Annotated in this window: 19 protein-coding genes and 1 rRNA gene; 16 read left to right on the forward strand and 4 right to left on the reverse strand. The window is 68.8% G+C overall.

All coding sequences use genetic code 11. The features are described 5' to 3' along the window. Positions 1-101 precede the first annotated feature (101 nt). The 5 genes from EV138_RS27380 to EV138_RS27400 all read left to right on the forward strand — a co-directional run bounded on the left by EV138_RS27380 (position 102) and on the right by EV138_RS27400 (position 12073). Positions 102-1661, forward strand: a complete 1560-nt coding sequence (locus EV138_RS27380; RefSeq protein ID WP_238158378.1) for a gamma-glutamyltransferase — start codon at positions 102-104, stop codon at positions 1659-1661. A gap of 134 nt (positions 1662-1795) precedes the next feature. Further along, positions 1796-2776, forward strand: a complete 981-nt coding sequence (locus EV138_RS27385; RefSeq protein ID WP_133981605.1) for a glycosyltransferase family 2 protein — start codon at positions 1796-1798, stop codon at positions 2774-2776. Then, positions 2773-5082, forward strand: coding sequence for a hypothetical protein (locus EV138_RS27390; protein ID WP_238158379.1), 2310 nt, complete (start codon positions 2773-2775; stop codon positions 5080-5082). The genes EV138_RS27385 and EV138_RS27390 overlap by 4 nt, the downstream gene beginning before the upstream one ends. Positions 5083-5185: 103 nt before the next feature. Continuing rightward, positions 5186-10996: an Ig-like domain-containing protein gene (locus tag EV138_RS27395; RefSeq protein WP_238158380.1), complete on the forward strand. Its 5811-nt coding sequence runs from the start codon at positions 5186-5188 to the stop codon at positions 10994-10996. 111 nt (positions 10997-11107) lie between these two features. Further along, complete coding sequence (locus EV138_RS27400) at positions 11108-12073, forward strand: hypothetical protein (RefSeq protein ID WP_133981606.1); 966 nt, start codon at positions 11108-11110, stop codon at positions 12071-12073. Here EV138_RS27400 and EV138_RS27405 read toward each other — a convergent pair. Further along, positions 12051-12587: a GNAT family N-acetyltransferase gene (locus EV138_RS27405; protein ID WP_133981607.1), complete on the reverse strand. Its 537-nt coding sequence runs from the start codon at positions 12585-12587 to the stop codon at positions 12051-12053. The genes EV138_RS27400 and EV138_RS27405 overlap by 23 nt on opposite strands. A 40-nt stretch (positions 12588-12627) precedes the next feature. Next, complete coding sequence (gene sigJ / locus EV138_RS27410) at positions 12628-13527, reverse strand: RNA polymerase sigma factor SigJ (protein ID WP_133981608.1); 900 nt, start codon at positions 13525-13527, stop codon at positions 12628-12630. A 173-nt stretch (positions 13528-13700) separates the two neighbouring features. Between sigJ and argC the strand changes: the two genes are divergently transcribed. The 7 genes from argC to argH are packed head-to-tail and all read left to right on the forward strand — an operon-like array spanning position 13701 to position 20893. After that, positions 13701-14732, forward strand: a complete 1032-nt coding sequence (gene argC, locus EV138_RS27415) for an N-acetyl-gamma-glutamyl-phosphate reductase (protein WP_133981609.1) — start codon at positions 13701-13703, stop codon at positions 14730-14732. Continuing rightward, positions 14729-15958, forward strand: coding sequence for a bifunctional glutamate N-acetyltransferase/amino-acid acetyltransferase ArgJ (gene argJ, locus EV138_RS27420; protein WP_238158381.1), 1230 nt, complete (start codon positions 14729-14731; stop codon positions 15956-15958). The genes argC and argJ overlap by 4 nt, the downstream gene beginning before the upstream one ends. Continuing rightward, the gene (argB, locus tag EV138_RS27425; RefSeq protein WP_133981610.1) at positions 15955-16839 is read left to right on the forward strand and encodes an acetylglutamate kinase; all 885 of its coding nucleotides are present in this window, start codon (positions 15955-15957) and stop codon (positions 16837-16839) included. Before argJ ends, argB begins: the two co-directional genes overlap by 4 nt. Beyond that, positions 16836-18044, forward strand: coding sequence for an acetylornithine transaminase (locus tag EV138_RS27430; protein WP_133981611.1), 1209 nt, complete (start codon positions 16836-16838; stop codon positions 18042-18044). The genes argB and EV138_RS27430 overlap by 4 nt, the downstream gene beginning before the upstream one ends. After that, entirely contained in the window at positions 18041-18964 is a 924-nt protein-coding gene (argF, locus tag EV138_RS27435) for an ornithine carbamoyltransferase (RefSeq protein WP_133981612.1), read from the forward strand. Before EV138_RS27430 ends, argF begins: the two co-directional genes overlap by 4 nt. Next, the gene (locus EV138_RS27440) at positions 18943-19476 is read left to right on the forward strand and encodes an arginine repressor (protein ID WP_238158382.1); all 534 of its coding nucleotides are present in this window, start codon (positions 18943-18945) and stop codon (positions 19474-19476) included. Before argF ends, EV138_RS27440 begins: the two co-directional genes overlap by 22 nt. 10 nt (positions 19477-19486) lie before the next feature. Continuing rightward, positions 19487-20893 (forward strand): argininosuccinate lyase, encoded by a 1407-nt coding sequence (gene argH, locus EV138_RS27445; protein WP_133981613.1) that lies wholly within the window; start codon positions 19487-19489, stop codon positions 20891-20893. Here the strand turns inward: argH and EV138_RS27450 are convergent. Further along, the gene (locus EV138_RS27450; protein ID WP_133981614.1) at positions 20890-21456 is read right to left on the reverse strand and encodes a hypothetical protein; all 567 of its coding nucleotides are present in this window, start codon (positions 21454-21456) and stop codon (positions 20890-20892) included. The genes argH and EV138_RS27450 overlap by 4 nt on opposite strands. A gap of 149 nt (positions 21457-21605) precedes the next feature. Here EV138_RS27450 and EV138_RS27455 point away from each other — a divergent pair, with 149 nt between their 5' ends. Beyond that, a complete protein-coding gene (locus EV138_RS27455; RefSeq protein ID WP_133981615.1) occupies positions 21606-22352 on the forward strand; it encodes a DNA-3-methyladenine glycosylase in 747 nt (248 codons plus the stop codon). Here the strand turns inward: EV138_RS27455 and EV138_RS27460 are convergent. Beyond that, positions 22349-23308 (reverse strand): LLM class flavin-dependent oxidoreductase, encoded by a 960-nt coding sequence (locus EV138_RS27460; protein ID WP_238158383.1) that lies wholly within the window; start codon positions 23306-23308, stop codon positions 22349-22351. The two genes, EV138_RS27455 and EV138_RS27460, sit on opposite strands and share 4 nt — an antisense overlap. Positions 23309-23383: 75 nt before the next feature. Between EV138_RS27460 and EV138_RS27465 the strand changes: the two genes are divergently transcribed. From EV138_RS27465 to EV138_RS27475, 3 genes are all read left to right on the forward strand, one after another. Further along, complete coding sequence (locus EV138_RS27465; protein WP_133981616.1) at positions 23384-24421, forward strand: App1 family protein phosphatidate phosphatase; 1038 nt, start codon at positions 23384-23386, stop codon at positions 24419-24421. A 47-nt stretch (positions 24422-24468) separates the two neighbouring features. After that, complete coding sequence (tyrS, locus tag EV138_RS27470) at positions 24469-25773, forward strand: tyrosine--tRNA ligase (protein ID WP_133981617.1); 1305 nt, start codon at positions 24469-24471, stop codon at positions 25771-25773. Between the two features lie 587 nt (positions 25774-26360). Continuing rightward, positions 26361-26446 (forward strand): 16S ribosomal RNA (locus EV138_RS27475); the annotation flags it as partial.

Consider the following 26446-nt stretch of genomic DNA (forward strand, 5'->3'; position numbering starts at 1 on the left):
GGCGCTCAGAGGTGCGGTCAGGGCGGAGCGGCGGGGGCGTACTGATGGCGTGGCGGTTCGCCTGACTGTGGCGCGACCGCTGCGTGGGGGAGGATGAGCGGGTGAAGCTGATCGGTGAGAACCCGAGGGTTGCGGTGGCGGCGCCCAACAAGGCAGCGGCCGAGGCGGGTGTGCGGGTCGCGGCGGAAGGCGGGAACGCCGTCGACGCCGCGATCGCCGCGACGCTCGTGACAATGGTCAACGAGATCGGGGTCGTTTCGCCGGCGTCCGGTGGGTTCGTGACGCTGCAGGTCGCCGGTGGCGACGCGGTCACGATCGACGGCTGGGTGGAGATGCCCGGCCGCGGCGTGCCCACGGACAAGTTCGGCCGCGGCGTCTGGGACGTGACCACGGAGTACGGCGGTGGCACGACGACCACCGTCGGGCACGGGTCCGTCGCGACCCCCGGCGGACTCAAGGCGCTCGACCTCGCCCACCAGCGATCGGGCAAGGCGCCCTGGAGCGAGGTGGTCCGGCCCGCGATCGAGGTGGCTCGCGAGGGGTTCCCGCTCAGCCGCACCTCGGGGTACTACCTCGGCTACACCCACGAGATCATCTTCGGCTGGCATCAGCCGAGTCATCAGGTCGTGCACGACGACGACGGCGTGGTGATCAAGGCCGGCTCGATCGTGGTGATCCCCGAACTGGCCGAGGCGCTGGAGCTGATCGCGAAGGACGGCGCCGAAACGCTCTACACCGGCGAGCTCGCCGAGCTGTTGATCCGCGACATGGCCGACAACGAGGGCATCCTCACGGCGCAGGACCTGGCGGCGTACGAGGCTGTCGTGCGCCCCGCGCTCGTCGTCCGGCAGAACGGCTGGCGCCTGGCGACGAACCCACCGCCCGCGGTCGGGGGAGTCGCGGTCGCCGCGATGCTTTCGTTGCTGGCCGGCGTTCCCAGCCAGGGCAGCTGGAATCCGGCCGAGCTCGAGCGGCTCGTCGAGGTGCAGCACGCCGTCTTCGGTCAGCGGCTCGCCGAGCTGGACCAGGAGGACGTGCGCAAACTGGAAGGCCAGAAGCTGCTCGAGCTCGCGGCCGGGGGAGACCTGCGCGCGCTCAGCTCACCCAGTACGGCGACGGTCTCGGTCGTCGACGACCAAGGCGACGCCTGTGCGATCACGGTTTCGTCCGGCTACGGCTCCGGCGTGATGACGCCGGGCACCGGCATCTGGCTCAACAACGCGCTGGGCGAGCAGGAGCTCGTGCACGGCGGTCCGCACAGCCTGGCGCCCGGCACCCGGCTGACCTCGAACATGGCGCCGAGTGTGGCCCGGCGCGACAGCGACGGCGCGGTCCTGGCGATCAGTTCGCCCGGGTCGGACCGGATCCCGAGCGCGATCGCGCAGGTGTACGCGCTCTACACCCACGGCGGCCTGCCGCTGACCGAAGCCGTCGAGCATCCCAGGTTGCACGTCCGGATCCGCGAGGACGTCGTCGTCGACTACGAGGACGACCTCGACGTGTTCGGTTCGACCAGTCTGCCGAGCCGGCCGATGCCACCGCATTCGATGTACTTCGGCGGCGTGGCCGCGGCGTTCTGGGACCCCACCGACGGCCTCCTCGCCGTCGGCGACCCCCGGCGAACCGGCGCGATCGCGGTCTCGCCGGAAACCGGTGCCTGACCGATTCGGGAGGGAGCTAAACCCGGTGCGGGCGGCAACTTGCTGCCACTTTAGGATCTGAGAGATCTTTTCGGCCGGCTGCGGCGTTCAACTCTTGGCCGTCGCCGAACGAATGCCCTGGAGGCCTACCGACCATGCGGGACACCGAGCTCGAGCTCTCCGTCGTCGTACCCATGTACGACGAGGAAGAGGTGCTCCCGATCTTCTTCGAGCGGATGCGGCCGGTGCTGGACGGCCTCGACGTGCGGTACGAGGTGCTGGCGGTCGACGACGGCAGCCGCGACGCCACCGCGTCGCTGCTGCTCGCGGCCACGGCCCACTGGCCGGAGCTCCGGCTGGTCCGGCTGCTGCGCAACAGCGGCCATCAGGCCGCGCTGTCGGCCGGCTTCCGCCGGGCACGCGGTGCGTACCTGGTCACGATCGACGCCGACCTGCAGGACCCGCCCGAGGTGATCGCCGAACTCCTGGCCGCGGCACGCGAGTACGACGTGGATGTCGTGTACGGCGTACGGTCGGATCGCTCCAGCGACACCTGGGCGAAGCGGACCACCGCGCGGATGTACTACCGGTTGATGGGCCGTCTGGTCGGCAAGGACATCCCGTTCGATGCCGGCGACTTCCGGCTCGTCTCGCGCCGGGTGGTGGACGCGGTGAACCAGCTACCGGAGGACGGCCGCGTCTTCCGGCTGGTGATCCCGTGGCTCGGCTTCCCCAGTACGCAGGTGCGGTACGTGCGCGCCGGGCGGGCGGCAGGAACCACGAAGTACGGGCCGGGCAAGATGCTCCGGCTCGCGTTCGACAGCGTGACCGCGTTCTCGGCCGCGCCGCTGCGGCTGGCGACCTGGCTCGGCCTGCTGGGCGGGCTGTTGTCGGGGATGTTCGTGATCGGCGCCCTGTTCATCAAGCTGTCCGGGCGGAGCATCCCTGGCTGGACGTCGACGGTGCTGGCGGTCAGCGTGATCGGTGCGATCCAGCTGCTGTGCCTCGGCCTGCTGGGGGAGTACGTGGCGCGCTTGTTCCAGTCCAGCCAGAAACGGCCGCAGTTCCTGGTCGGCTACGACAGTCTCGACGACAAGGGCCACCAGGCCCGCACAGAGGAATCCGTCAACTCTTGACCACCATTGTCGGTACGCCGGCCACCACGACCTCGCGACACTCAGCCGGTACGGCGCTGACGCGCGGGCTGCCCTGGTTGCTGCCCTTCGTCGTCGCCGTCATCGGCCTGCTCTCGGTCGACGTGCCGATCGGTGCCATCCTGCGGTACCTCGCCTATGTCGGCCTCACGGTCGTCATCCCCGGAGTCCTCCTCCTGCGCGCGCTCTGGCGGAGCACCGGCAACTGGGCTGAGGACGTCGGACTCGGCGGAGCGGTCGGTGCGACCTTCAAGCTGCTCGGCTGGGCGCTGTTCACCGCGCTCGGCTGGCAGAGCTGGCTCGCTGTCTGGCCCGCTCTGGTGATCGTCGCGTTCGCCGCAGTACCGCGTCTTCGCCGGCACTGGCGGATCGCCGAGCCGAAGCCACTGCCGCTGTTGTGGACCTGGGGCCTGGTGATCGCGACCGTTCTGCTGTTCGGCGGCGCGACGTTCGGCGTGATGGCGTATCACCCGATGCCACCGAACGGCATGGCGTACTACCCCGACCTGCTCTACCACCTGTCGATGGTGAACGAACTGATCCGTGCAGTGCCGCCGGAGCTTCCGCAGGCCGCCGGGCTGCGACTGGACTACCACTGGTTCGCCAACGCGGACATGGCGTCGGCCGTCGACATCACCAGGCTTTCGCCGATCATCGTGCTCTACCGGCTCTGGTTGCTGCCGACCGTCCTGATCGCGCTGCTCACCTTCGCGGTGCTCGCGCGGACGGTCAGCCGCGCGTGGTGGACCGGCGTACTGGCCGCCGCGGTCTTCGCTGGTCCGCAGTTGCCCCTGTGGTGGAACACGAAGGTGGACCTCTGGCCACCGCTCAGCCTGCTCAGCCCGTCCCAGACCTTCGGCATGATCATGGGCGCGACGGCCGCGGTCTTCCTGATCGAGCTGCTGTTCCGGAGCGGACAACCGAAGACGCTCTGGGCGCTCGCGCTCACGGTGGCGATCGTCGGTGGTGGCTCCAAGCCGACCGTGCTGCCGGTTCTGGTCGGCGCGGTCGGGCTGGCGGCGCTGTTCCTGCTGATTCGTGACCGGCGACTCCCGGTCAGGTTCCTCGCCGCGGGATCGTTGCTGGTGGCATCGGCCATCGGCACGATGATCACCGTCGCCGGTAGCACCAGCGGCTCGGGCATCCAGTTGCTCGCCGTCGTCAAGGTGTCCGCCGGCTACGGCGCGGCCACCCACGACCGGAGCCAGCCCGGACAAGGCGGCTGGATCCTGCCCGCGCTGGCGTCCGGCCACATCCTGGCGGTGATCGGCGCTGTGGTCGTCTTCGGTCTGCTGCTCGTCACACAGGCCACCGCCGCCGCGGGGTACGGCTTGCTCGCCCTGCGGGAGACCCGGCGCGATCCGCTCGCCTGGTTCCTGCTCGGCGCCTTGATCGCCGGCTGGGCTGGCTACCTCCTGGTCGACCACCCGTCCGTGAGCGAGTCGTACTTCGTCCGTACGGCGGTCCCGTTCAGCATCGCGGCGATCGGCTGGGTCGCGGTCGTCCAGGCCAAGAAGCACCGCCCGACACCGGTGCTCGTTCCCGCGGCGCTGGTCCTCGGCGCGCTCTATGCGTTCCTGCTGTTGTGGGGAAAGACCAAACCCCACGGCAATCAGTTGAGCCGCATCATCGACGTCGGCCGCCCGCTGATCGCCGTACTGATTCTCACTGCCGTACTACGGATCGCCTGGCCCTCGCTGGTCAAGGTGTGGCCGAGCGCGGTGGGGCTCGGCGGAGTTCTGGCGTTGCTGACGATTCTCGCTGTGCCGACAGCGTTCGTGGTGGCACAGGACCTTCACCTGCGCGGTGGCACCCAGTCGAAGGAGTTCACCTCCCGTTTCTGGCAGGTGCATCCCGACGAGGCCGCCGCCGCGATCTGGCTGGCTCACAACTCGCGGCCGAAGGACGTCGTGGCCGGTAACGCGTACTGCAGGCCGGCCGGGTTGCAGCAGTCCGGCTGCGACGCGCGCGGCTACATCATCAGCGGGATCGCGGGTCGGCGGACGTTGATCGACGGATGGGCCTACACCTCACAGGCGATGGCGAACCAGGGCGCCGGGGGACTGCGCTACACGAAGCAGCCGTCGCCCTGGCCCGACCGGGTCGCGATCACCGAGGAGGCGCTCTACGCCCCGAACCCGCAGGTGCTGTACCGCCTCCGGCACCAGTACGGCGTCCGCTGGCTGTACGCCGATCGCCGCGACGGCCCCGTCTCGGCGCGACTCGATCACCTCGCCTCGCTGCGACACCGCGAGGACCAGGTCGGCATCTACGAACTCAAGCAGTGATTGCCGCGTAACATACGGTCAGCGTCGGACGTTACGTCTACGCCGGCCCGCTCGCCCCGAGCCGATGCATGCAGCAACGGTGTGATCGACAAGGGGCGTGGGAATGACGGCGAGGCGGTCACTCATCGCAGCCGCCCTCGTCGTCGCACTGGGGCTGGCCCCGCTCGCGGCCGGCGCCTATCAGGTGCCCTCGGCCCCCTTCGAGGACAGCGCGACCACGGCCCGTACGACGATGCCCGGCTCCGGCCTGGTCCAGACCATCTCGGTGTCGGGGAAGACCGCGCTGTCCGACCCGAGTACGGCGGGCGAGCGTGGTACCAGCGGACGCACCTACTCACCCCCGATCGCCAGGACCACGCCGGCGCAGGATCTCGTCGTGGACACCGGCGACTGCGCCTCCACGGGGAGTTGCGGCAGCCGAGGCACGGTGACGATCACGTTCTCGCAGCCCGTCCGCGACCCGGTCCTGCACGTCGCCGGCATCGGCGGCGCGGCCACCCAGACGGTCAACGGCCGGCCCACCGGTCAGTCCGAGCTGCACTCCGTCCTCGAGCTCACGACGGCGGGCATCAGCCTGACGAAGGTCGGCGAAGGCAACAACCTCGCAGTCACCAGCGACACGATCACCGCTGCCAACCCCGACGCCGGACCGAACTGCATCAACCCGAAGACCGGTACTGGTCCCGACGCCGCTGCGACCGCCGCCTGCGGATCGGTCCGGGTGCTCGGCGTGGTCAAGTCCATCGCCTTCGACGTCACCGTGTTCTTCACCAAGAACCGTGCGCTGCCCGCCTTCAACACCCCGACTTCCGGCGACGTCTTCTCCATCGTCGCGTCGGTCGGCGAGGACTTCGGCGACGCGCCCGCGTCGTACGGTGCTGCCTGGTCGGTGCTCGGCGACGCGCGACTCGGATCGACGGCAACCGAGGACAACGCGACGGTTCCCAACGGCACCAGTGGCCCGGCCGTTCCAGACCTTGGCGACGACGGCGTCACCTTCAAGCCACTGCGCACCAAGACCAAGAGCTACGCGGCGTCGGTCGCCCTGACCGGTACGACGAAACCCGGTCGCGTCTGCGGGTGGATCGACCTGGACAAGCGCGGCACCTTCGCCGCGACCGAGCGATCCTGCGCCACTTTCACCGCCGGGCAAGGTGCCGTCACCCTGAACTGGTCGAACCTGGCCGGCCTCACCGCCGGTACGACGTACGCGCGGGTGCGGCTCGGATACACAGCTACGCAGGTGGAGAAGCCGGCAGGTGCGGCGGACTCCGGCGAGGTCGAGGACTATCCCGTCGTCATCGCGCCGCCGCCACCACCGATCGCTGTGGACGACGTGGCGACGACGGCGTACGACACCGGGGCGACGGCCGATGTCCTCGGCAACGACAAGGCGGCCGATCCGGAGGCGCCGCTGGTGCCCGATTCGCTCTGTCTGGTCGACGGCGGCAAGTGTGGCGTGATGGTCAACGTGGTCGGCCAGGGCAAGTACGTCGCTTCGAGTGGCAAGGTCGGCTTCGACCCGGTCCCCGGCTTCGCCGGAGTCGGCAAGCCGGTGACCTACCGGATCGCCGACAGCAACGGAACGACGGCGACAGCGAAGCTGACTGTCACCGTCTCCCTCCCGGCCAAGCCGGTGGCCGGTCCCGATCTCGCGACCACCCCACAGAACGTCAGTACCGCGGTGACCGTGCTCGCCAACGACAAGGCCGCCCCCGGTGTGACGCTGAACCCGACGACGCTCGTACTGCGGGACCCCGCCGACGCCGCGCTCAAGAAGTCGGTCGTGATCCCGCGCGAGGGCACCTACACCGCACGGTCCAACGGACCCGTCGATTTCGTCCCGCTGGCACGCTTCACCGGAGTCGCCACCACCCTGGGCTACCGGGTCACCGACAGCACCGGCCAGTACGCCGAGTCGACGCTCACGATCACCGTCACGCCGGTGATCCCGAAGGCGATCGGTGACTCGGTGGCCACGCCGTTCGACACCGAGGTCGACGTCGATGTCCTCGGCAACGACCTGCCGGGGTCGCCGGACGCGCCGCTCGACCCGGCCAGTCTGCACCTGGTCGATCCGGCGGGAGACCTGGTCGACAATCTCGCGGTGCTGAGACAGGGCACCTATCTGGTGGCCGACGGCAAGATCATGTTCCAGCCGGTGAGCGGCTTCCGGGGGACGGCGACTCCGGTCGGCTATCAGGTGCTGGACAAGAACGGCACGGCCGCGCGAGCGCAGTTGGTCGTCTCCGTGGACGCGCCCGGCCCGCCGGTGGCCACTGCCGACACTGTCACCACGAAGCAGGGCAGTTCGGTCTTCGTCGAGGTGCTCGCGAACGACAAGCCCGGCCCCACCGGTTCGGCGCTCGATCCGGCCACGGTGCGGCTGCTGCGGCCGACGACGAGAAGCCGGCCGGTGACCAGTCTGGTCATCGCCGGTCAGGGCAAGTACACGGCCAGGCCGGACGGCCGGATCCTGTTCGAGCCGGTGCCGGCCTTCCACGGCAAGGCGACTCCAGTCACCTATCAAGTTGCTGATGGCAACGGTGCCGTCGGTACGGCGACTCTCACGCTGAGTGTCACCGCCGTCCAGCCGGATGCCAACGACGACGCGGTCGGTACGGCGTACGACACCACGGTGACCGTGTCGGTGCTGGCGAACGACGAGGCCGGCGATCCAGGGGTGCCCCTGGTCCCGGCGAGTGTCCGGCTGATCGATCCGATCACGCAGAAGCCCGCGACGACGGTCAAGCTGGCCGGCCAGGCGGCCCTGGTGGCAAAGCCCGACGGGACCGTGGACTTCGATCCGCTGCCGACCTTCACCGGGACCGCGGCGCCGGTGGGCTACACGGTCTCCGACGTGAACGGCACTGTGGCGAAGGCGATCCTGACGGTGACCGTGGCGAAGCCGCCCGCGCCGACTGCGCGTCCGGACACTGCGACCGGCAAACAGGATCTCAACCTCACGGTGGATCCGCTCGCGAACGACGAAGCCGGCAAGGGCACCGGCCTGGACCCAGCCAGTCTGGTCCTGATCGATCCGGCCGACGGAGCGGTGGTGAAGACGGTCGAGGTCCACGGCGAGGGCAGGTACACAGTCGTTCCCGGCGGCGCGGCGAGTTCACTCGGGAGAGTTGTCTTCGATCCGGTGCCAACCTTCACCGGCCGGGCGAAGGCGATGAGCTACCAGGTCGGCGACCGCTTCGGTCAAACGGCTCGCTCGACCATCACGATCACGATCACCGCGATCACTCCGGTGGCGGTCGACGACATCGGCAGTACGCCGTACGACGTGACCGTGCACGTGAACGTGCTCGGCAACGACAAGGCCGGTGATCCGAGTGCGCCGCTGGTGCCCGGATCGCTCCGGCTGAAGGACCCGGCCGACGGCCTGCTGAAGACGAAGGTCGTGATCGCGCACGAGGGTGACTACACAGTTGCCACCGGCGTCGTCACCTTCGATCCCACTGCGACCTTCGCGGGCGCGGCCACGCCGGTGTTCTATCAAGTTGCCGACGACAACGGAACGGTCGCGTCCGCGGTCATCAAGCTCACCGTCGGGGCACCGCCGGTCGCGCGCCCTGACACCGCGTCGACACTGCAGAACGTCACGGTCACCGTCAATGTCCTCTCCAATGACTCACCGGGCACGGACGCCAGTCTCGATGCGTCGTCGGTGGTCATCGGCGTGCAGAGGGATTTCAGCCGTACTGTGACCGTCCCCGGGCAGGGCACGTACGCCGTCCAGGCCAGCGGGGCGATTCAGTTCGATCCGCTGCCGTCGTTTCACGGCAAAGCGCGGCCGATCAGCTATCGGGTCGCCGACTCGAACAAGACCGTCGCGTCCTCGACGCTCACCATGACAGTGATCCGGGTGCTGCCCTCGACGGTGAACGACTCGGCGATCACCCCGTTCAACCGGCCGATCACAGTGAACGTGCTGGGCAATGACAAGGCCGGTGATCCCAGTGCGCCGCTGGTCCCCGGATCGGTGGTGCTGAAGGACGGTTCGACGTACGGGAAGAGTCTGACCCGGCCGGGGGAGGGCAGGTTCGCCGTCAACGCGGACGGCTCGATCACGTTCACCCCGGTGAAGGACTTCCAGGGCGCGACCGGGCCGGCGCAGTACAGGGTGAGCGATGGGAACGGGACGACGGCGACCGGGCTGCTGTTCGTCACGGTCGGCAAGGGGCCGGAAGCCAGGCCGGACCTCGGTACCACGAAGCAGAATCACGACGTCACGATGGATGTCCTTGGCAACGACTCGCCGGGGACATCGGCCGAGCTGGTGAGGTCGTCGTTGCGGTTGTTCGACGGCAGGTCCTGGGTGACGTCCGTTGCGATTGCAGGCCAGGGGACCTTCAAGGTGCCGGCGGCGGACGCACGATCCGGCGGGGTCACTTTTGATCCGGTCCCGTCCTACAGCGGGCCGAGTTCGATCAGCTACCAGGTCGCGGACACCACCGGGAACACGGCGACCTCGACGGTCACGGTGGCGGTGACTCCGATCGTCCCGAGCCTGGCGGACGACACCGCGAGTACGGCGTACGACACGGCCGTGACCGTGCCGGTGCTGGCGAACGACAAGCCCGGCGATCCCAGTGCTCCGTTGGATGCCGCGACCGTGCGCGTGATCGATCCGGCGACCGGCAACGCGGCCGCCAGTCTGCAGGTGGCTGGGCAAGGGACGTTCACGGTCCAGCCCGACGGCGGGATCAGGTTGCTGCCCGAGGCAGGCGCGAGTGGCGCGACGACACCGGTCACGTATCAGGTCGGCGATGCCAATGGGACGACCGCGACGGCGACGGTCACGGTGACCATCGGAGCGAAGCCGGTGGCGTTGCCGGACCTGGCCAGAACCAAGCAGAACCAGAGGGTGACCTTCGACCCACTCGTGAACGACAAGCCTGGAGCGGGTGCCACGCTCGACCCGGCGACGCTGTTGCTGGTGGACACGAACCGCGAGCTGGTCAGCGACGTGACCGTCCCCGGTCAGGGCACCTATACCGTTGCCGACGGCAAGATCACCTTCGCTCCGACGGCGAGCTTCAGTGGCACGACGCGGCCGACGGCGTACGAGGTGAAGGATTCAGCGCGCAACGCGGCCCGCTCGACGGTCACGGTGACGGTCGTCCCGGTCCGGCCGGAGGCGGTCGATGACGCTGCGAGTACGGCGTACGGGACTGCGGTCAATGTCAGCGTCCTGACGAACGACAAGGCGGGCGATCCGAGTTCGCCCCTGGTTCCCTCGTCGGTCGTGCTGCGCGACCCGGCCGATGGGACGGAGAAGACTTCGGTGACGATCGCGGGCGAGGGCGACTACCTCGCGCGGCCGGACGGCACCGTCGGATACACCCCGGTGAAGGGCTTCACCGGTACCACCAGTTCGCTGACGTATCGGATCAGCGACGCGAACGGGACGTCGGACACGGCCCGTCTGGAGATCACCGTGCGTGGTCCCGGCGGGGCGAAGGCCATCCCGGACAGTGGTACCGGAACGCCCGGCAACCCGGTGGTCGTGAACCCGCTGCTCAACGATGCCGCGACCCGTGGCGCGGTCTGGCGGCCCGGCAGTGTCTGCCTGGTCACCGGCCCGGCCGTCTGTGGGAAGCAGGTGGCCGTACCGTCCGTCGGACAGTGGACGGTCGGCACCGACGGGACGATCAGGCTCGTTCCGGAGCGGGGCTTCACCGGTACGGCGAAACAGGCGTACCGGGTCACCGACAGCAACGAGGTGTCGGTGACCGCACAGGTGAAGGTGACCATCGGGGCCCAGGCGGCCGCGTCGATCCAGCACAGCGAGACCTCGTTGCCCGCCACCGGAGGGCCTTCGGGATTCTTGCTGACGCTGGGTGGACTACTGGCCGCACTGGGCGCCGCGCTGCTACTGGCCACCCGCCGGGGCCGCCAATAGTGGGGAACCGCAGCGCCGGGCCCCGCTGAGGAGCGGGACCCGGCCCTGTGGATCCGCAACTTAACGCCGTGCCTCCGCATCGTGCTGGGTGAAGAGCCCAGGAGGCCCACCATGAATCGTCCGTTCCGACTGGTCACCCTGCTAGCCGTGGCCGCAGCCAGCGTGGTCGTACAGGTCGGCACTGCCGCGGCCGACGACTGGGACTGCCCCTTTCCCGCCATCGACAGTGTCTACGCGTATCCGCAGACTCCCGCGGCGACGCTGCTCAGCGGCAGGGTCGATCCCAGCCCCGGCTGTCCGTCGCATGCCGTCATCGGCAGGATCGACGGCAGCGAGCAGATCGCCGTCGGAGACGGCTTCTTCGAATTGCCGCTCGATACCCGGTCAGGAGACTGGTACCTCTCCGCCTACACGATGGGCGACGAGACCCGCACCTTCGAGCCGGTCGCGCCGTACGTGGTCAAGGTGCTCAACCTGACCCGCATCACCTCGACGGCGCCGCCGATGCCGGAGCCGATCCCTTACGGGAGCATCGTCCACGTGTCAGGCGTCTTCGAGGGCTGGACCGCTGCCACCGGGTGGCAGCCGATGGGCGGGCGTGGGCTGTCCATCGTGACCGGGAACGGCGTCGACGGACACCAGCCCGTGCCGACGATGACGGACTCCTCGGGCGCCTACAGCCTCAGCGTGCGCGTCTACAACAGCTTCGCCGGCGGCGCCTACTTCCCCGGTGACGACACGTGGCTGCACGCAGGCAGCTTCTCCGATGTGCAGGTCCACGGTCTGGTGAGCGTCGACGTCACCGACTGGACGCCGGCCGTCGGTCAGCGGATCCTCGTCACCGGAAAGGTGGCACCGGGAGCCGTGCCGGTCTGGCTCGAGCGGCAGGTGGGCACCGAGTGGGTGAAGGTGAGTGCGACCGTCACAGCCACCGGGCGTGGGCACTACAGCCTGGCCTATCGCCCGACGACTCGCGGGTTGCAGCACTACAGGGTCTGGAACGACGGGACCGAGCCCATCAGCCGGATGGGTGTCCAGCCCTACTCCAAGGAGTTCAAGCTGGCTGTGCACCGCTGAGGTCGGTGACCAGCATGATTTCGTCGCGGTAGTCGTCGGTCGCCACTCGCACAGCGCGCGGGTGGCGGCCGACGATGTAGTAGCCGAGGGGTTCGTAGAACTTCTCCAGGCTGCTGCCGTCGCGGATGGTCAGCATCAGCTGCTCCAGTCCGAGGTCGATCGCCGACTGACGGAGCCCCTGCATCAAGGTCCGCCCGGCGCCGCCGCCCTGGTACTTCGGGTGCACCATGACCCGCAGTACGGTCCGCCAGTGTTTGCTCAGCTCACCGTCGTCGCTGACCAGCAAGCCCATCCCCACGAGACGCTCACCGTTGTGCAGGACGCCGAGCAGGTCCTTGCCGCCACCGACCCGCTCGAGCGCGAGGTCGAGCGTCTCCGCGATCTGATGCACCGGCGCCGGCGGCACGAACCCCACGCTGCCACCCGCATCGGTGGCGGCGATCCAGGTGTCGAGCAGCTCGGCTCTCAGCCCCGGATCGGACACTCGCTCCGGTTCGACCACCAGGTACTCCACCGTGACCTCCTCGGCTATCTGCGACTGAGTTGCAGATAGCCTAAGGCAGCGCCTGCTTCGGCGGGATCGCCAGGAGCTTGTCGGGATTCCGTACGACGTAGATCTGGCTGATCGCGTCGCCCGGGTCCAGCTCCAGGAAGGCGACGCTGTCGACAACGTCGCCGTCGTACGCGACGAACGCCGGCTCGCCGTTCACCTCGGCCATCCGGATGTCGAAGCGGCCCTCCGGTACCTCCTTCTGGAAGAGCCCGACCAGCCAGCGCGCGACCTTGTCGGCACCCTGCAGCGGCCGGAGCGCCGCCTTGCGCTTGCCGCCGCCGTCGCTGACCAGCACGACGTCGGGCGCAAGCAGGGAGACGACCTGGTCGAGATCTCCCGACCACGCCGCCGCGAGGAACTGGGTGGTGACCTCGGAGTGCCGCGCCTTGTCCACCCGCTGCCGTGGCTGCCGCGCGTGCACGTGCTCACGAGCCCGGTGCGCGAGTTGCCGTACGGCGGCCTCGGACCGGCCGAGCGTGTCGCCGATCTCGCTGAACGACAGGTCGAACACCTCCCGCAACACGAAGGCGGCCCGCTCCAACGGGGTGAGCGTCTCGAGTACGACGAGCATCGCCATCGACACCGAGTCGGCGACCTCCGCGATCGCAGCCGGATCGTCCCCGGCCGGGGTGGCCGCGATCGGCTCCGGCAACCACGGGCCGACGTACTGCTCCCGCCGCGACTTCTGCTGCCGCAAGCGGTTCAGCGCCAGCCTGCTGGTGATCCGGATCAGGTACGCCCGCACATCCCGTACTTCGGACCGGTCCGCCGCCGCCCACCGCAGCCAGGTCTCCTGGACGACGTCCTCCGCGTCGACCATGCTGCCGACCACCCGGTACGCCGCCCCGACCAGAACCGCCCGATGCTCCGCGAACTCGGCCGCCAGTTGTTCGTCGCTCATGCTCACTCCGCCCCGGTTCGATCCGCTTCGCCCGCCACCTTTGCACAGGTACGCCGACCGCCCACAGTCCCGCACCTGACCCCGGCCACTTGGCGTGCGATGCTGGGTTTCGGGTCCTCCGCGCCGCCGAATCATTGTTGGATATTCATGCGGCGTCTGGCATACTCATTCACATGAGCCTGAAGGTCGCGGTCGCCGGTGCCAGTGGGTATGCCGGGGGAGAACTGCTCCGGTTGCTGTCCGGGCACCCGGAGGTCGAGATCGGGGCGCTCACGGCCGGCGGTAGTGCCGGTACGGCGCTCGGGCTCCACCACCCGCACCTCGTGCCGTTGGCCGGGCGCACCCTGGTCGAGACCTCGGCGGAAACGCTCGCCGGTCACGACGTCGTGTTCCTGGCCCTTCCGCACGGACAGTCCGCCGAAATCGCCGAGCAACTCGGGGAGGACGTCACCGTGATCGACTGCGGCGCGGACTTCCGGCTGATCGAGGCCGAGGCGTGGGTGGAGTTCTACGGCGGCAAGCACGCCGGCCACTGGCCCTACGGGTTGCCCGAGCTCCCCGGCCAACGGGACAAGCTGCGCGGCGCCAACCGGGTCGCGGTGCCGGGGTGCTACCCCACCGTGTCGACCCTTGCTCTGCTCCCCGCCGTCCAAGGCGGTCTCGTCGATCCCGGCCAACTGGTGGTGGTCGCGGTGAGCGGGACGTCGGGAGCGGGCAAGGGTCCCAAAACGCACCTGATGGGCGCGGAGGTGATGGGTTCGGCCACGGCGTACGGCGTGGGTGGTGTGCATCGCCATACGCCGGAGATCGAGCAGAACCTCGGCGCGGTCACCGATGAAGGCGTCTCGGTGTCGTTCACCCCGGTGCTGGCTCCGATGGCTCGCGGCATCCTCGCGACCTGCAGTGCGCCGGTCACCCCAGGGGTCTCGGCGGAGAGCCTGCGACAGGTCTATGAAGACGCCTACGGCAACGAGCCGTTCGTGCACGTGCTGCCGGAAGGCCAGTGGCCGCAGACCCAGGCGACGCTCGGCGCGAACACCGTGCAATTGCAGGTCACTCTGGACCAGCGCACCGGCCGCGCCGTGATCGTGGCCGCGATGGACAACCTCACCAAGGGCACCGCCGGCGCCGCCGTGCAGTGCATGAACCTGGCCGCCGGTCTCGACGAGACCCTGGCCCTTCCCCTCGTAGGAGTAGCGCCGTGACCGTAGAATCGAGCGCTGTTTTGGGGGAAAGGACTGTCACCCCGGACGCCCAAGTCGATCGGAGCGCCGGAGTCACCGCGCCGGCCGGCTTCCGCGCGGCCGGGGTGATCGCCGGGATCAAACCGGCCGGCAAGCCGGACCTGACCGTCGTGGTCAACGACGGACCGTCGTACGCCGCGGCCGGTGTCTTCACCACCAACAAGGTGAAGGCCGCTCCGGTGTTGTGGTCGCAGCAGGTGCTCACGGCCGGCAAGCTCAAGGCCGTCGTGCTGAACTCGGGCGGTGCAAACGCGTGCACCGGTCCGGAGGGCTTCCAGGACACGCACAAGACGGCGGAGAAACTCGCCGAGGTACTCGGGGTCGGCGCGGCCGAGATCGGCGTCTGCTCCACCGGCCTGATCGGCGAACGCCTGCCGATGGACAAACTGCTGCCGGGCATCGAAGCGGCAGTCGATGCGCTGGGCAACGAACCGGCGCACGGCCTGGCTGCCGCGACCGCGGTGATGACGACCGACAACGTGCCGAAGCAGGCAGTGCTGAAGCATCCGGGCGGCTGGAGCATCGGCGGGTTCGCCAAGGGTGCCGGGATGTGCGCGCCGAACATGGCGACGATGCTCAGTGTGATCACCACCGACGCGATCGTCGACCAGCCACACCTCGACCACGCGCTGCGCAATGCGGTCGGCAAGACCTTCAACCGGCTCGACGTCGACGGGGGAACGTCGACCAACGACACCGTGCTGTTGCTCAGCTCAGGGGCATCCGGTGTCACCGTGCCCGCTGACGAGTTCGAGGCCGCGTTGACCGCGCTCGCTGCCGACCTGGTCAAGCAGTTGCAGGCCGACGCGGAGGGCGTCACCAAGCACGTCAGCATCACCGTGCAGAACGCGGCCACCGAGGCCGAGGCGGTCGCCGCCGCGAAGATCGTGGCCGAGGACAACCTCTGCAAAACCGCGTTCTTCGCCTCCGATCCGAACTGGGGACGGATCGCGATGGCCGTCGGCAACGCCCCGACCGCCTTCGACCCTTCGTTGCTCGACATCACGCTGAACGGCGCCGCGATCTGTGTTGCCGGCGGCAAGGGTGTCGACCGGTCCGAGGCAGATCTCAGCGGACCGGAGATCGACGTCGTGATCGATCTGCACGCCGGCGACGCATCGGCAACGGTGCTGACCACCGACCTGTCGCACGCGTACGTCGAAGAGAACTCGGCGTACTCGTCATGACGACGACGGCACAGGCGACCGCGGTGGAGAAGGCGGCGGTCCTCACCGAGGCGCTGCCGTGGCTGAAGGAGTTCCACGGCAAGACGATCGTGGTCAAGTACGGCGGCAACGCGATGGTGGACGACGAGCTCAAGCAGGCGTTCGCGTCCGACATCGTGTTCCTGCGGCACTGTGGTGTCCGGGTTGTCGTCGTGCACGGAGGTGGGCCGCAGATCAGCGAGATGCTCGGCCGGCTCGGCATCGACTCCGAGTTCCGCGGTGGTTTGCGGGTGACCACACCCGAGGCGATGGACATCGTCGGCATGGTCCTGGTCGGCAAGGTCGGCCGCGAGCTGGTCGGCTTGCTGAACGCGCACGGGCCGTTCGCGGTCGGGATGTCCGGTGAGGACGCCGGCCTGTTCACCGCCGAACGTCGTGGCGCCATGATCGACGGCGAATCCGTCGACATCGGCCTGGTCGGCGACGTGGTCGACGTCCGGCCGGAAGCGGTGATCGACCTGATCGACGCCGGCCGGATCCCGGTCGTGTCGACGATCGCGCCCGACGAGGACGGCCAGGCGCACAATGTGAACGCCGACACCGCCGCATCGGCTCTCGCGGTCGCTCTGGGCGCGTCGAAACTCGTCGTCCTGACCGATGTCGCCGGGCTGTACCGGAACTGGCCGGAGAGCGAGGAGATCATCACCCAGATCGACGCCGCTGAGCTGGCCGAGTTGCTGCCGACGCTGGCGTCCGGGATGGTGCCGAAGATGGAGGCCTGCCTGCGCGCCGTACAGTCCGGGGTCTCGCGGGCGACCGTGATCGACGGCCGGGTGCCGCACTCGTTGTTGCTGGAGATCTTCACCGATGCCGGAAGTGGAACCCAGGTGATCCCGTCATGACCGAACTGGTAGCCGTCGAAGACACCGGGGCCGCGTTGGCCGAGCGGTACTCGAACGCGCTGATGAACACCTTCGGTCCGCCCAAACGCGTGCTGGTCCGCGGTGAGGGCGCGTACCTGTGGGACGCCGACGGCCGCAAGTACCTCGACCTGCTCGGCGGCCTCGCGGTGAACTGCCTCGGCCACGCGCACCCGTTCGTGGTGTCTGCCGTGACGAGTCAGCTCGCGACCCTCGGGCATGTGTCGAACTTCTTCGCCTCCGCGCCGCAGATCGCACTCGCCGAGAAACTGCTGTCGCTCTTCGATGCCCCCGGCAAGGTGTTCTTCACCAACTCCGGCACCGAGGCGAACGAGGCCGCGTTCAAGCTCACCCGCAAGACCGGCCGGACCAAGATCGTGTCGACCGTCGGCGCTTTCCACGGCCGCACGATGGGCGCGCTCGCGATCACCTGGAAGCCGGCGTACCGGGAAGCGTTCGCGCCGCTGCCGGGCGACGTCACCTTCGTCCCGTACGGCGATGCTGCCGCGCTGGCCGCCGCTGTCGACGACGAGACGGCGGCCGTGGTGCTCGAGCCGATCCAGGGCGAGAACGGCGTCGTCGTACCGCCCGATGGCTACCTCGAAGCGGCTCGGCGGATCACCTCCGAGCACGGCGCGCTGTTGTGGATCGACGAGATCCAGACCGGCGTCGGGCGGACCGGTGACTGGTTCGCGTTCCAGGCCGCGGGAATCACGCCCGACATCGTCACGCTGGCCAAGGGCCTCGGCGCGGGGATCCCGATCGGCGCCTGCCTCGGGTTCGGCGCGGCGGCCGACCTGCTGCAACCGGGCAACCACGGTACGACGTTCGGCGGCAACCCGGTCGCGGCGATCGCGGGCCTCGCGGTCCTGACCGTGATCGAGCGGGACGGGCTACTCGCCAATGTCAATGCCATCGGCAACCATCTCGTCTCGGCGATCGAGGCGCTGGATCATCCGTTGATCGCCGGCGTCCGGGGGCGTGGGCTGCTGCTCGCGATCCAGCTCACCGCGCCGGTGTCGGACCAGGTCGCGGCTCAGGCGCTGGAGGCAGGATTCATCGTGAACAATCCGGTTCCGGACGCGATTCGACTGGCACCGCCGTACATCCTGAGCAAGGCTGATGCGGACAGTTTCGTCGCGGCCCTACCCAGGCTGCTGGACGCTTGCGCTGTGGAGGCCCCATGACCAGGCACTTCTTGCGGGACGACGACCTCAGTCCGGCCGAGCAGGACGAGGTCCTGAGCCTCGCCCAGCAGTTGGTCACCGACCGGTACGGGCATCAGCCGCTGGCCGGCCCGCAGACCGTCGCGGTGATCTTCGACAAGACGTCCACCCGGACCCGGATCTCGTTCGCGGTCGGCATCGCGGAGCTCGGCGGCGTACCGCTGATCATCGACGCGCAGACCTCGCAGATGGGCCGCGGCGAGCCGATCGCCGACACCGCCCGGGTGCTGGAACGGCAGGTCGGCGCGATCGTGTGGCGGACGTCCGGCCAAGTCCGGATCGAAGAGATGGCCGGGGCGTCCCGGGTGCCGGTGATCAACGCGCTGACCGACGAGTTCCACCCGTGCCAGATCCTGGCCGACCTGCTCACCGTGCGGCAGCACAAGGGATCGACCGCGGGGTTGAAGCTGGTCTATTTCGGCGACGGCGCGAACAACATGGCGCACTCCTACCTGCTCGGTGGGGTGACCGCCGGGATGCACGTGGTCGTTGCTTCGCCTGCGGAGTATCAACCTGATGCGGCAGTGCTCGCCAAAGCCGTGGAGATCGGTGGGGTGACGGGCGGATCGGCTTCGTGGAGTCCGGACGCCTTCGAGGCGGCTGCCGGGGCCGACGTGCTGGCGACCGACACATGGGTGTCGATGGGGCAGGAGGCCGAAGCCGGAGTGCGCGAGGCACCTTTCGTTCCGTACGCCGTGACGTCCGACCTGCTGGCCAAGGCGAACGACGACGCGATCGTGCTGCACTGCCTCCCGGCGTACCGGGGGAAGGAGATCGAAGCGGCTGTGATCGACGGGCCGCAATCGGTGGTGTGGGACGAGGCAGAGAACCGGTTGCACGCACAGAAGGCACTGCTCTCATGGCTGCTGGCGAAATCATGACGATGGCCGTACCGACCACCAAGACCGCGCGTCAGCAGCGCATCGTCGACCTGCTCGGCAGGCAGCCGGTGCGCTCGCAGACCGAGCTGGCCGATCTGCTGTCGGCCGCTGGGCTCGTCGTCGGTCAGGCGACGCTGTCGCGCGACCTGGTCGAGATCGGCGCGGTGAAGGTGCGCGACTCGACCGGCCAACTGGTGTACGCCGTACCAGGTGAAGGCGGAGACCGTACGCCGCGCGCCGGTGAAGCCGCTGCCTTCGAGGCCCGGCTGGCCCGGGTGGCGTCCGAGTTGCTCGTCTCGGCGGAGGGCAGCGCCAACCTGGTGATCCTGCGAACCCCGCCGGGTGCTGCCCAGTACTTCGCGTCGGCGATCGACCACGTGGGGCTGGACGACGTACTCGGCACCATCGCCGGCGACGACACCGTCATGGTCGTCTCCCGGGACCCCGCCGGCGGCCAGGCCCTCGCCACCCGCTTCCTGAGCCTGGCCGCGCGCCACACCGACTCCAAGTAGAGGAACCTCCATGAATTCCGCCGCACTCTGGGGTGGCCGGTTCGCCGGTGGTCCCGCGGACGCCTTGGCAGCGCTGAGCAAGTCGACCCACTTCGACTGGCGGCTCGCGCCGTACGACATCGCCGGCTCCAAGGCTCACGCCAAGGTGCTGCACAGAGCCGGGCTGCTCACCGACGACGACCTCGCCAAGATGCTGACCGGGCTCGACGAACTGCTGGCGGACGTCCTGTCCGGTGCCTTCGTGGCCGCCGAGAACGACGAAGACGTGCACACCGCGCTCGAACGCGGTCTACTCGATCGTCTGGGCGCCGAGCTCGGCGGCCGGCTCAGGGCCGGGCGGTCCCGCAACGACCAGATCGCCACCCTGTTCAAGGTGTTCCTGCGCGACCACGGCCGGATCATCGCCCGGCTCGTCCTCGATCAGATCACCACCCTCGCCGACCAGGCCGAACAGCACCTCGGCGTCGCGATGCCCGGCCGGACCCACCTTCAGCACGCCCAGCCGGTGCTGCTCTCGCATCACCTGCTCGCCCACGCGTGGCCGCTGGTCCGCGACCTCGACCGGTTGCGGGACTGGGACAACCGGGTCGCCGCCGATTCGCCGTACGGGGCCGGTGCGCTGGCCGGCTCGTCGCTCGGGCTGGACCCGGTCTTCGTAGCCACCGAGCTCGGCTTCACCGGCTCGTCGGCGAACTCGATCGACGGGACCGCGGCCCGCGACTTCGTGGCCGAGTTCGCCTTCGTCACCGCGCAGATCGGCGTCGACCTGTCCCGGCAGGCCGAAGAGGTGATCATCTGGGCGACCAAGGAGTTCGGGTTCGTCCAGCTGGACGACGCGTACTCGACCGGGTCGAGCATCATGCCGCAGAAGAAGAACCCGGACATCGCCGAACTGGCCCGCGGCAAGTCCGGCCGGCTGATCGGCAACGTCACCGGGCTGCTCGCGACACTGAAGGCGCAGCCGCTGGCGTACAACCGGGACCTGCAGGAGGACAAGGAACCGGTCTTCGACTCCGTGGACACGCTCGAGGTGCTGTTGCCCGCGTTCACCGGGATGATCCGGACCTTGCGTTTCAACGTGGAGCGGCTGGAGGAACTGGCGCCGCAGGGGTTCTCGCTGGCGACCGACATCGCCGAGTGGCTGGTGAAGCAGAAGGTGCCGTTCCGGATCGCTCACGAAGTCGCCGGTGCGTGCGTGCAGGAATGCGAGAAGCGCGGGATCGAGCTGTGGGACCTGTCCGACGACGACCTCGCCGCGATCTCCCCGGAGCTGACCCCCGAGGTGCGGACCGTGCTGAGCGTCGAAGGATCGATTGCCTCCCGCAACGGTCGCGGCGGTACGGCGGGGGACCGGGTCGCCGAACAACTCGCCGAACTCCGCGCCCGCGCCGCCGACCACGCCAAGCACCTCGGCTAGAACGCGGCCTCGGCGGTCACCTTGTCGAAGTTCGTCGTGTAGGTGCCCTCGGGGAGGCAGTTCATCGTCTCGATCTGACCGGCGAGTAATTCACCGGTGTTGCACATGACGTTCGCCATCACCTCGTCACCGCGCAGGAACTTGACGGTGACGAACATCGTGGAGGCGTCGTCGCTGATGTTCTTGGCCTTGCCGACGATCGTCAGACCGATGCCGGAGTCCTTGATCGTCCAGCCCGCCAGCACCTGATGCTTGCCGAGCGCGAACGCCGAACCGACCGTCACCACACAGGGCGCATCCTGGTCGGCGCAGGCGACCTTCGTCGCGGGCGCCTTCGGTTCGACGGCCTTCGTGGCTGCGGGTGCGGTCGCCGGATTGTTGCTGCCGGCACCGGGCTTGGTGGTGTCCCCGCCGCCTGAGGCGATGGCGATGGCGATGAGTACGGCGAAGACGGACCCGATCACGAGCAGCACCGTGCGGCCGGTGTGCTTCTTCTTCGGCGGTCCTTGCTGCGGATGGATCGGTGGCTGGAAAAGCTGCGGCGGTTGCGGTGGCGATGCCATGCGGATGGTCCCCCGTGAGTTCGCTCGGGGTCGAATGACCCCAGCCAGCTCGATCCTCACTGCCCACCGACCGGACGACCAGGGTCTTTGGTCACTCTGAGCCGGGACACCGGGCGCTGTCCGCGACCGCCTGCCTTAGAGTTCCGGGCATGCCTGTACGCCGTACGTCGCTGGCGCGCCCGGTTCTCGAAGTGGCGCCGGCCTTGCTGGGGGCGGTGTTGCGCCGGACCACCGACGAGGGCACCGTCGCGGTCCGGATCACCGAGGTCGAGGCGTACGACGGGCCCAACGACCCTGGTTCGCATGCGTACCGGGGTCAGACCGCCCGCAACGCGGTGATGTTCGGCCCGCCCGGCTTTCTCTACGTCTACTTCACCTACGGCATGCACTTCTGCATGAACATCAGCGCCGGCCCGGACGGACAGCCGTCCGCAGTCCTCCTGCGAGCCGGCGAGGTCACCGAAGGCCTCGACCTCGCCAGAGCCCGCCGCGGCGCCGCCCCACCCACCGCGTCGGCGACCGCCTCGGCCTCCGCGGCGACCTCGGCCTCCGCGGCGACCTCGGCCTCCGCGGCGACCTCGGCCGTGCCGGCGTCGGCGTCGGCGGAGCCGGCCGCTCCGGCGGGTGCTGGACTTCGGCGGATCGCGGACCGGGATCTGGCTCGTGGACCGGCTCGGCTTTGCGTCGCGTTGGGGATCACTCGCGACGCCAACGGTGTCGACCTGCTGTCCCGAGACTCTCCGGTCCAGCTCCTACCCGGCACACCCTTCACCGGCACCCCAGCGACCGGCCCGCGTGTGGGACTTCGCGAAGCCGCCGACCGGCCGTGGCGGTTCTGGATCCCGGGGGAGCCGAGCGTCTCGCCGTACAAGCCGCATGTGCCGAAACGTCGTTAGCGGTTGGCCAGCTCCAGCACGAAGTCGAGCTGGGGGAGACCGTGCTCGACCTCGGGATCCGGGAAGAGCCCGACGTGATGAACTCCGGCCGCGTTCAACGCGTCCAGGTGAGCCGCCGCGTCGTCGAGGGTGCCGATCGGGCCGATCTCGGTCCACCAGTCGACCGGCATCGTGACCAGCCCGGGCACACCCTGCTCGTCGAACCGCTTGAGCAGTTCGTCGTAGAACGGCAGTGTGGCCAGCCCCGGGTTCTTCTCGCCGATCAACCCGGCCAGCCAGGGCGCGGTCCACTCGTACGCCGTCTTGCGGTCGGAGCGCACGCAGAACGCCGAGAAGACGGCGACAACGAAGCCTTCCGGCGACCCGGCCTGCTCGACAGCGGCCCGTACGTACGACGGGCTGGCCGGCTCGGCGAGCACGACACCTCCGGCGACCCGGCCCGCCAACGCCATCGACTTCGGCCCGCGCACCCCGAGCAGGATCGGCGGCGCGGTGGCCGGGGGAGCGTCGAGCTTCACCTTGTCGAGGTGCACGTACTGGCCGTCGACGGTCACCTCCTCACCCGCGAGCAGCCGGTCGACGGCGACGGTGACCTCCTCGAGGGCGGTCAGCGGCGACTTCGGCCGCACGCCCATCTGGCCCATCCAGTCCTGGACGCCGTGGCCGATGCCGGGCAGGAACCGGCCCGGCGCGAGCGCGTCCAGCGTCGCGAACTCCATCGCGGTGACAGCGGCCGTCCGCACCACCGCGGGCACGATGCCGAGGCCGACGGTCAGCCGTTCGGTCACGCTCAGCGCGGCCGACACCAGCGACGGGCCGGCGGTGTAGAAGCAGTCCTCGATCACCCACAGTTCGTCGGCGCCACCCGCATCCAGACGCCTGGCGACGTCCTTCACCAGGGCGGCGGGATAGGTCCGCGGGAAGCACATCCCGATGGCAGCGGAGGTCAGTGTCATATCGAGACCGTAAAGGTCGCCGCCGACAGTCTGGTGAACAGGCGTACGGGACCTTCGGACGGGTAGGTTTCGGGCATGGCCCGACAGCACTACTCCTCCCGCCTGGAGGACTGGTTCAACGCAGGCGTGCAGGCGATCCTGCGCCGTCGCGGCTGGCGGGAGCGGATCATCCCGCATGTCGGCTACGGCAACCACGAGTACGTCCGGGTGCTGGCCCGCGTCGTGCTCAGCCGCGATCCGCGCAACCAGCCCCGCTACGACGAGGACCAGGTGGTCCGCGGCTGGAAGGTGTTCGTCACCGCGCCGGCGACCGGAGTACAGGTGGCGGTCACGGTGGACGGCCAGAGCTTCGAGGCGACCACCGACCGCGGCGGATTCATCGACCTGTCCGTCCCGGTCGTCCTGCCACCGGGCACCCACGAGATCAGCCTCGGCGTGCACGGCGAGCGGCAGGCGCGGGCGCAGATCGTCGTACCGGACCCGGACGCCACCTTCGGACTGGTCAGCGACATCGACGACACGGTGATGCTGACGATGCTGCCGCGTCCCATGATCGCCGCGTGGAACACCTTCGTCCGCGACGAGCAGGCGCGACGCGTGGTACCAGGCATGGCCGAGATGTACCGCGAACTGCTGTCGGACCATCCCGGTGCGCCGATCTTCTACCTGTCGACCGGTGCGTGGAACACGGCTCCGACCTTGACCCGGTTCCTCGCGCGGCACGGCTTCCCGGCCGGTCCGATGCTGATGACCGACTGGGGGCCCACCAACACGGGCTGGTTCCGCAGTGGGCGCGAGCACAAGCGCACGGCTCTGCGACGGCTCGCAGCCGAGTTCCCCCAGGTCCGCTGGGTCCTGGTCGGCGACGACGGGCAGCACGACCCGCAGCTGTACGGCGACTTCGCGCAGACCCACCCGGATCACGTCCGCGCTATCGGCATCCGCCAGCTGACCCCTGCCGAGCAGGTGCTGTCGCACGGTCTCCCGGTGCCGAACCCGGACCCGGGCGCCCACGACCCGCACCGCCCCACCGCCGCCACAGTCCACGGCCCCGACGGCCACGCCCTGGTCGCTCAGCTACGCGCAGTCCTGTCCCGCCCGGAAGCCACGTAATCGTTGCTGGCACCCTTGTTGTCGAACACGACGCACAAGGAGACCAAGTGACCGACAGCGGGACCGCAAGCCGCACGCAGGTGCTCGACGACCTGGACAGCCGCGGCCTGATCGCGCATTCGACCGATCCCGACGTACTGCGCGCCGCCATGGCCGCGGGGCCGATCACCTCCTATGTGGGCTTCGACCCGACCGCGCCGAGTCTGCACATGGGCAACCTGCTCCAGCTGCTCACCCTCCGGCGCCTGCAGCTGGCCGGTCACAACACGATCGGCCTGGTCGGTGGCGCCACCGGCCTGATCGGTGACCCCAAGGAGTCCTCCGAGCGGGTGCTGAACCCCAAGGACGTCGTCCAGCAGTGGGTGGAGCGGGTGCGCGGTCAGGTGGAGCGGTTCGTCGACTTCGACCAGACGCTGCCGAACCCGGCGCGGATCGTGAACAACTACGAGTGGACCAAGGACCTCAACACCCTCGACTTCCTCCGCGACATCGGCAAGCACTTCCCGGTGAACCGGATGCTCGGACGCGAGGTGGTGAAGGCCCGGCTGGAGCAGGGGATCAGCTACACCGAGTTCAGCTACGTGCTGCTGCAGTCGCTGGACTACCTCGAGCTCTACCGGCGACATGGCTGCACGCTGCAGACCGGGGGAAGCGACCAGTGGGGCAACCTGACGGCCGGCGTCGAGCTGATCCGGCGGGCGGACGGCGGCAAGGTGCACGCGCTGGCCACTCCGCTGGTGACCAAGGCCGACGGGACCAAGTTCGGCAAGACCGAGTCGGGGACTATCTGGCTCGACCGTGAGCTGACTTCGCCGTACGCGTTCTACCAGTTCTGGTTCAACACCGACGACCGCGACGTGATGCAGCTGGTGCGCTTCTACACCTTCCGTACTGCGGAGGAGATCGCCGCGCTGGAAGAGGCGACCGCCGAGCGACCGTATGCGCGCGAGGCCCAGCGTGTGCTCGCTGAGGACGTCACGACTCTCGTGCATGGCGAGGAGGAGACCCGCCGGGTCCAGGAGGCGTCGAAGGCCCTCTTCGGGCAAGGCGAACTGGCTGCGCTGAACGCGGAGACGCTGGTAGCTGCGCTGCGAGAGGCGCCGCACGTGGAGCTTGCAGCAGGTGAGCCGATGCCGACGTACGGCGACCTGTTGGTGAAGGCCGGCCTGGTGGCCAGCAAGTCCGCCGCGCGGCGCACTGTCGCCGAGGGCGGGGGATACCTGAACAACGTGAAGGTCAGCGACGCGGAGTACGTACCAGGCGCCGACGACCTCCTGCCGGGTGGCGCGCTCGTACTGCGACGCGGGAAGCGTTCATTTGGAGGGGTTCTGGCCTCGACCGCGGGGAGCTGACGAGTCGCCGGTGGCTCCGGGCGCCATCCCACAGAGTGGATGCCGAGGGCAAATTACAGCCGTGTGATTCGACCCACCGGATATGGATTTGACCGGCTACCGGGAAGCCACGTAATGTTCTTCTTGTTGGAGCGAGTGCGGGACGCGGAAGCGGCCGGTCGCTCCGAACCCCCCAAGGCTAGCTGAGCCGAACCGCGTCTTCTTGACTCGGGGCGGTAGCGCCGACGCGGGTAGTGGATCGGAAAAAGTCGGGCTTGACCCGGTGGATCTGGTCCGGTAAGGTAGCGCAGGTTGCCCCGGAGTCCAGGCCGAAAGGTCGCGGACGCGGTGTGCGCCCGATTCTTGAGAACTCAACAGCGTGCCGAAAGTCAATGCCGAAATTTAGCATTAACCCCCTTCACGGGTCTCGGTGGTAGCAGGTCTGTCTTGGCCTCTTCGAGGTTTGGATGGTCTGGTGTCGTCGTGGATTCGTGTTGGATTCCTTTGTAATTTTTCTGGATTCAAGTCAGTTTGATTTGTTTCTGATTGCAATGGATCGTTTTTCGTTTGTCTGTTATCCACAGCTTGCTGTGGTTGACATATAGATTTCAACGGAGAGTTTGATCCTGGCTCAGGACGAACGCTGGCGGCGTGCTTAACACATGCAAGTCGAGCGGTAAGGCCTCTTCGGGGG

Source organism: Kribbella voronezhensis (assembly GCF_004365175.1).
Classification (GTDB): domain Bacteria; phylum Actinomycetota; class Actinomycetes; order Propionibacteriales; family Kribbellaceae; genus Kribbella; species Kribbella voronezhensis.

Coding starts and splice junctions, on each gene's coding strand:
- EV138_RS27450 (WP_133981614.1), bottom strand. CDS start 21,456: ATGGCATCGCCACCGCAACCGCCGCAGCTTTTCCAGCCACCGATCCAT.
- EV138_RS27465 (WP_133981616.1), top strand. CDS start 23,384: ATGGCCCGACAGCACTACTCCTCCCGCCTGGAGGACTGGTTCAACGCA.
- EV138_RS27440 (WP_238158382.1), top strand. CDS start 18,943: ATGGCTGCTGGCGAAATCATGACGATGGCCGTACCGACCACCAAGACC.
- EV138_RS27460 (WP_238158383.1), bottom strand. CDS start 23,308: ATGACACTGACCTCCGCTGCCATCGGGATGTGCTTCCCGCGGACCTAT.
- argB (WP_133981610.1), top strand. CDS start 15,955: ATGACGACGACGGCACAGGCGACCGCGGTGGAGAAGGCGGCGGTCCTC.
- EV138_RS27455 (WP_133981615.1), top strand. CDS start 21,606: ATGCCTGTACGCCGTACGTCGCTGGCGCGCCCGGTTCTCGAAGTGGCG.
- argH (WP_133981613.1), top strand. CDS start 19,487: ATGAATTCCGCCGCACTCTGGGGTGGCCGGTTCGCCGGTGGTCCCGCG.
- EV138_RS27400 (WP_133981606.1), top strand. CDS start 11,108: ATGAATCGTCCGTTCCGACTGGTCACCCTGCTAGCCGTGGCCGCAGCC.
- EV138_RS27430 (WP_133981611.1), top strand. CDS start 16,836: ATGACCGAACTGGTAGCCGTCGAAGACACCGGGGCCGCGTTGGCCGAG.
- sigJ (WP_133981608.1), bottom strand. CDS start 13,527: ATGAGCGACGAACAACTGGCGGCCGAGTTCGCGGAGCATCGGGCGGTT.
- EV138_RS27385 (WP_133981605.1), top strand. CDS start 1,796: ATGCGGGACACCGAGCTCGAGCTCTCCGTCGTCGTACCCATGTACGAC.
- argC (WP_133981609.1), top strand. CDS start 13,701: ATGAGCCTGAAGGTCGCGGTCGCCGGTGCCAGTGGGTATGCCGGGGGA.
- argF (WP_133981612.1), top strand. CDS start 18,041: ATGACCAGGCACTTCTTGCGGGACGACGACCTCAGTCCGGCCGAGCAG.
- EV138_RS27395 (WP_238158380.1), top strand. CDS start 5,186: ATGACGGCGAGGCGGTCACTCATCGCAGCCGCCCTCGTCGTCGCACTG.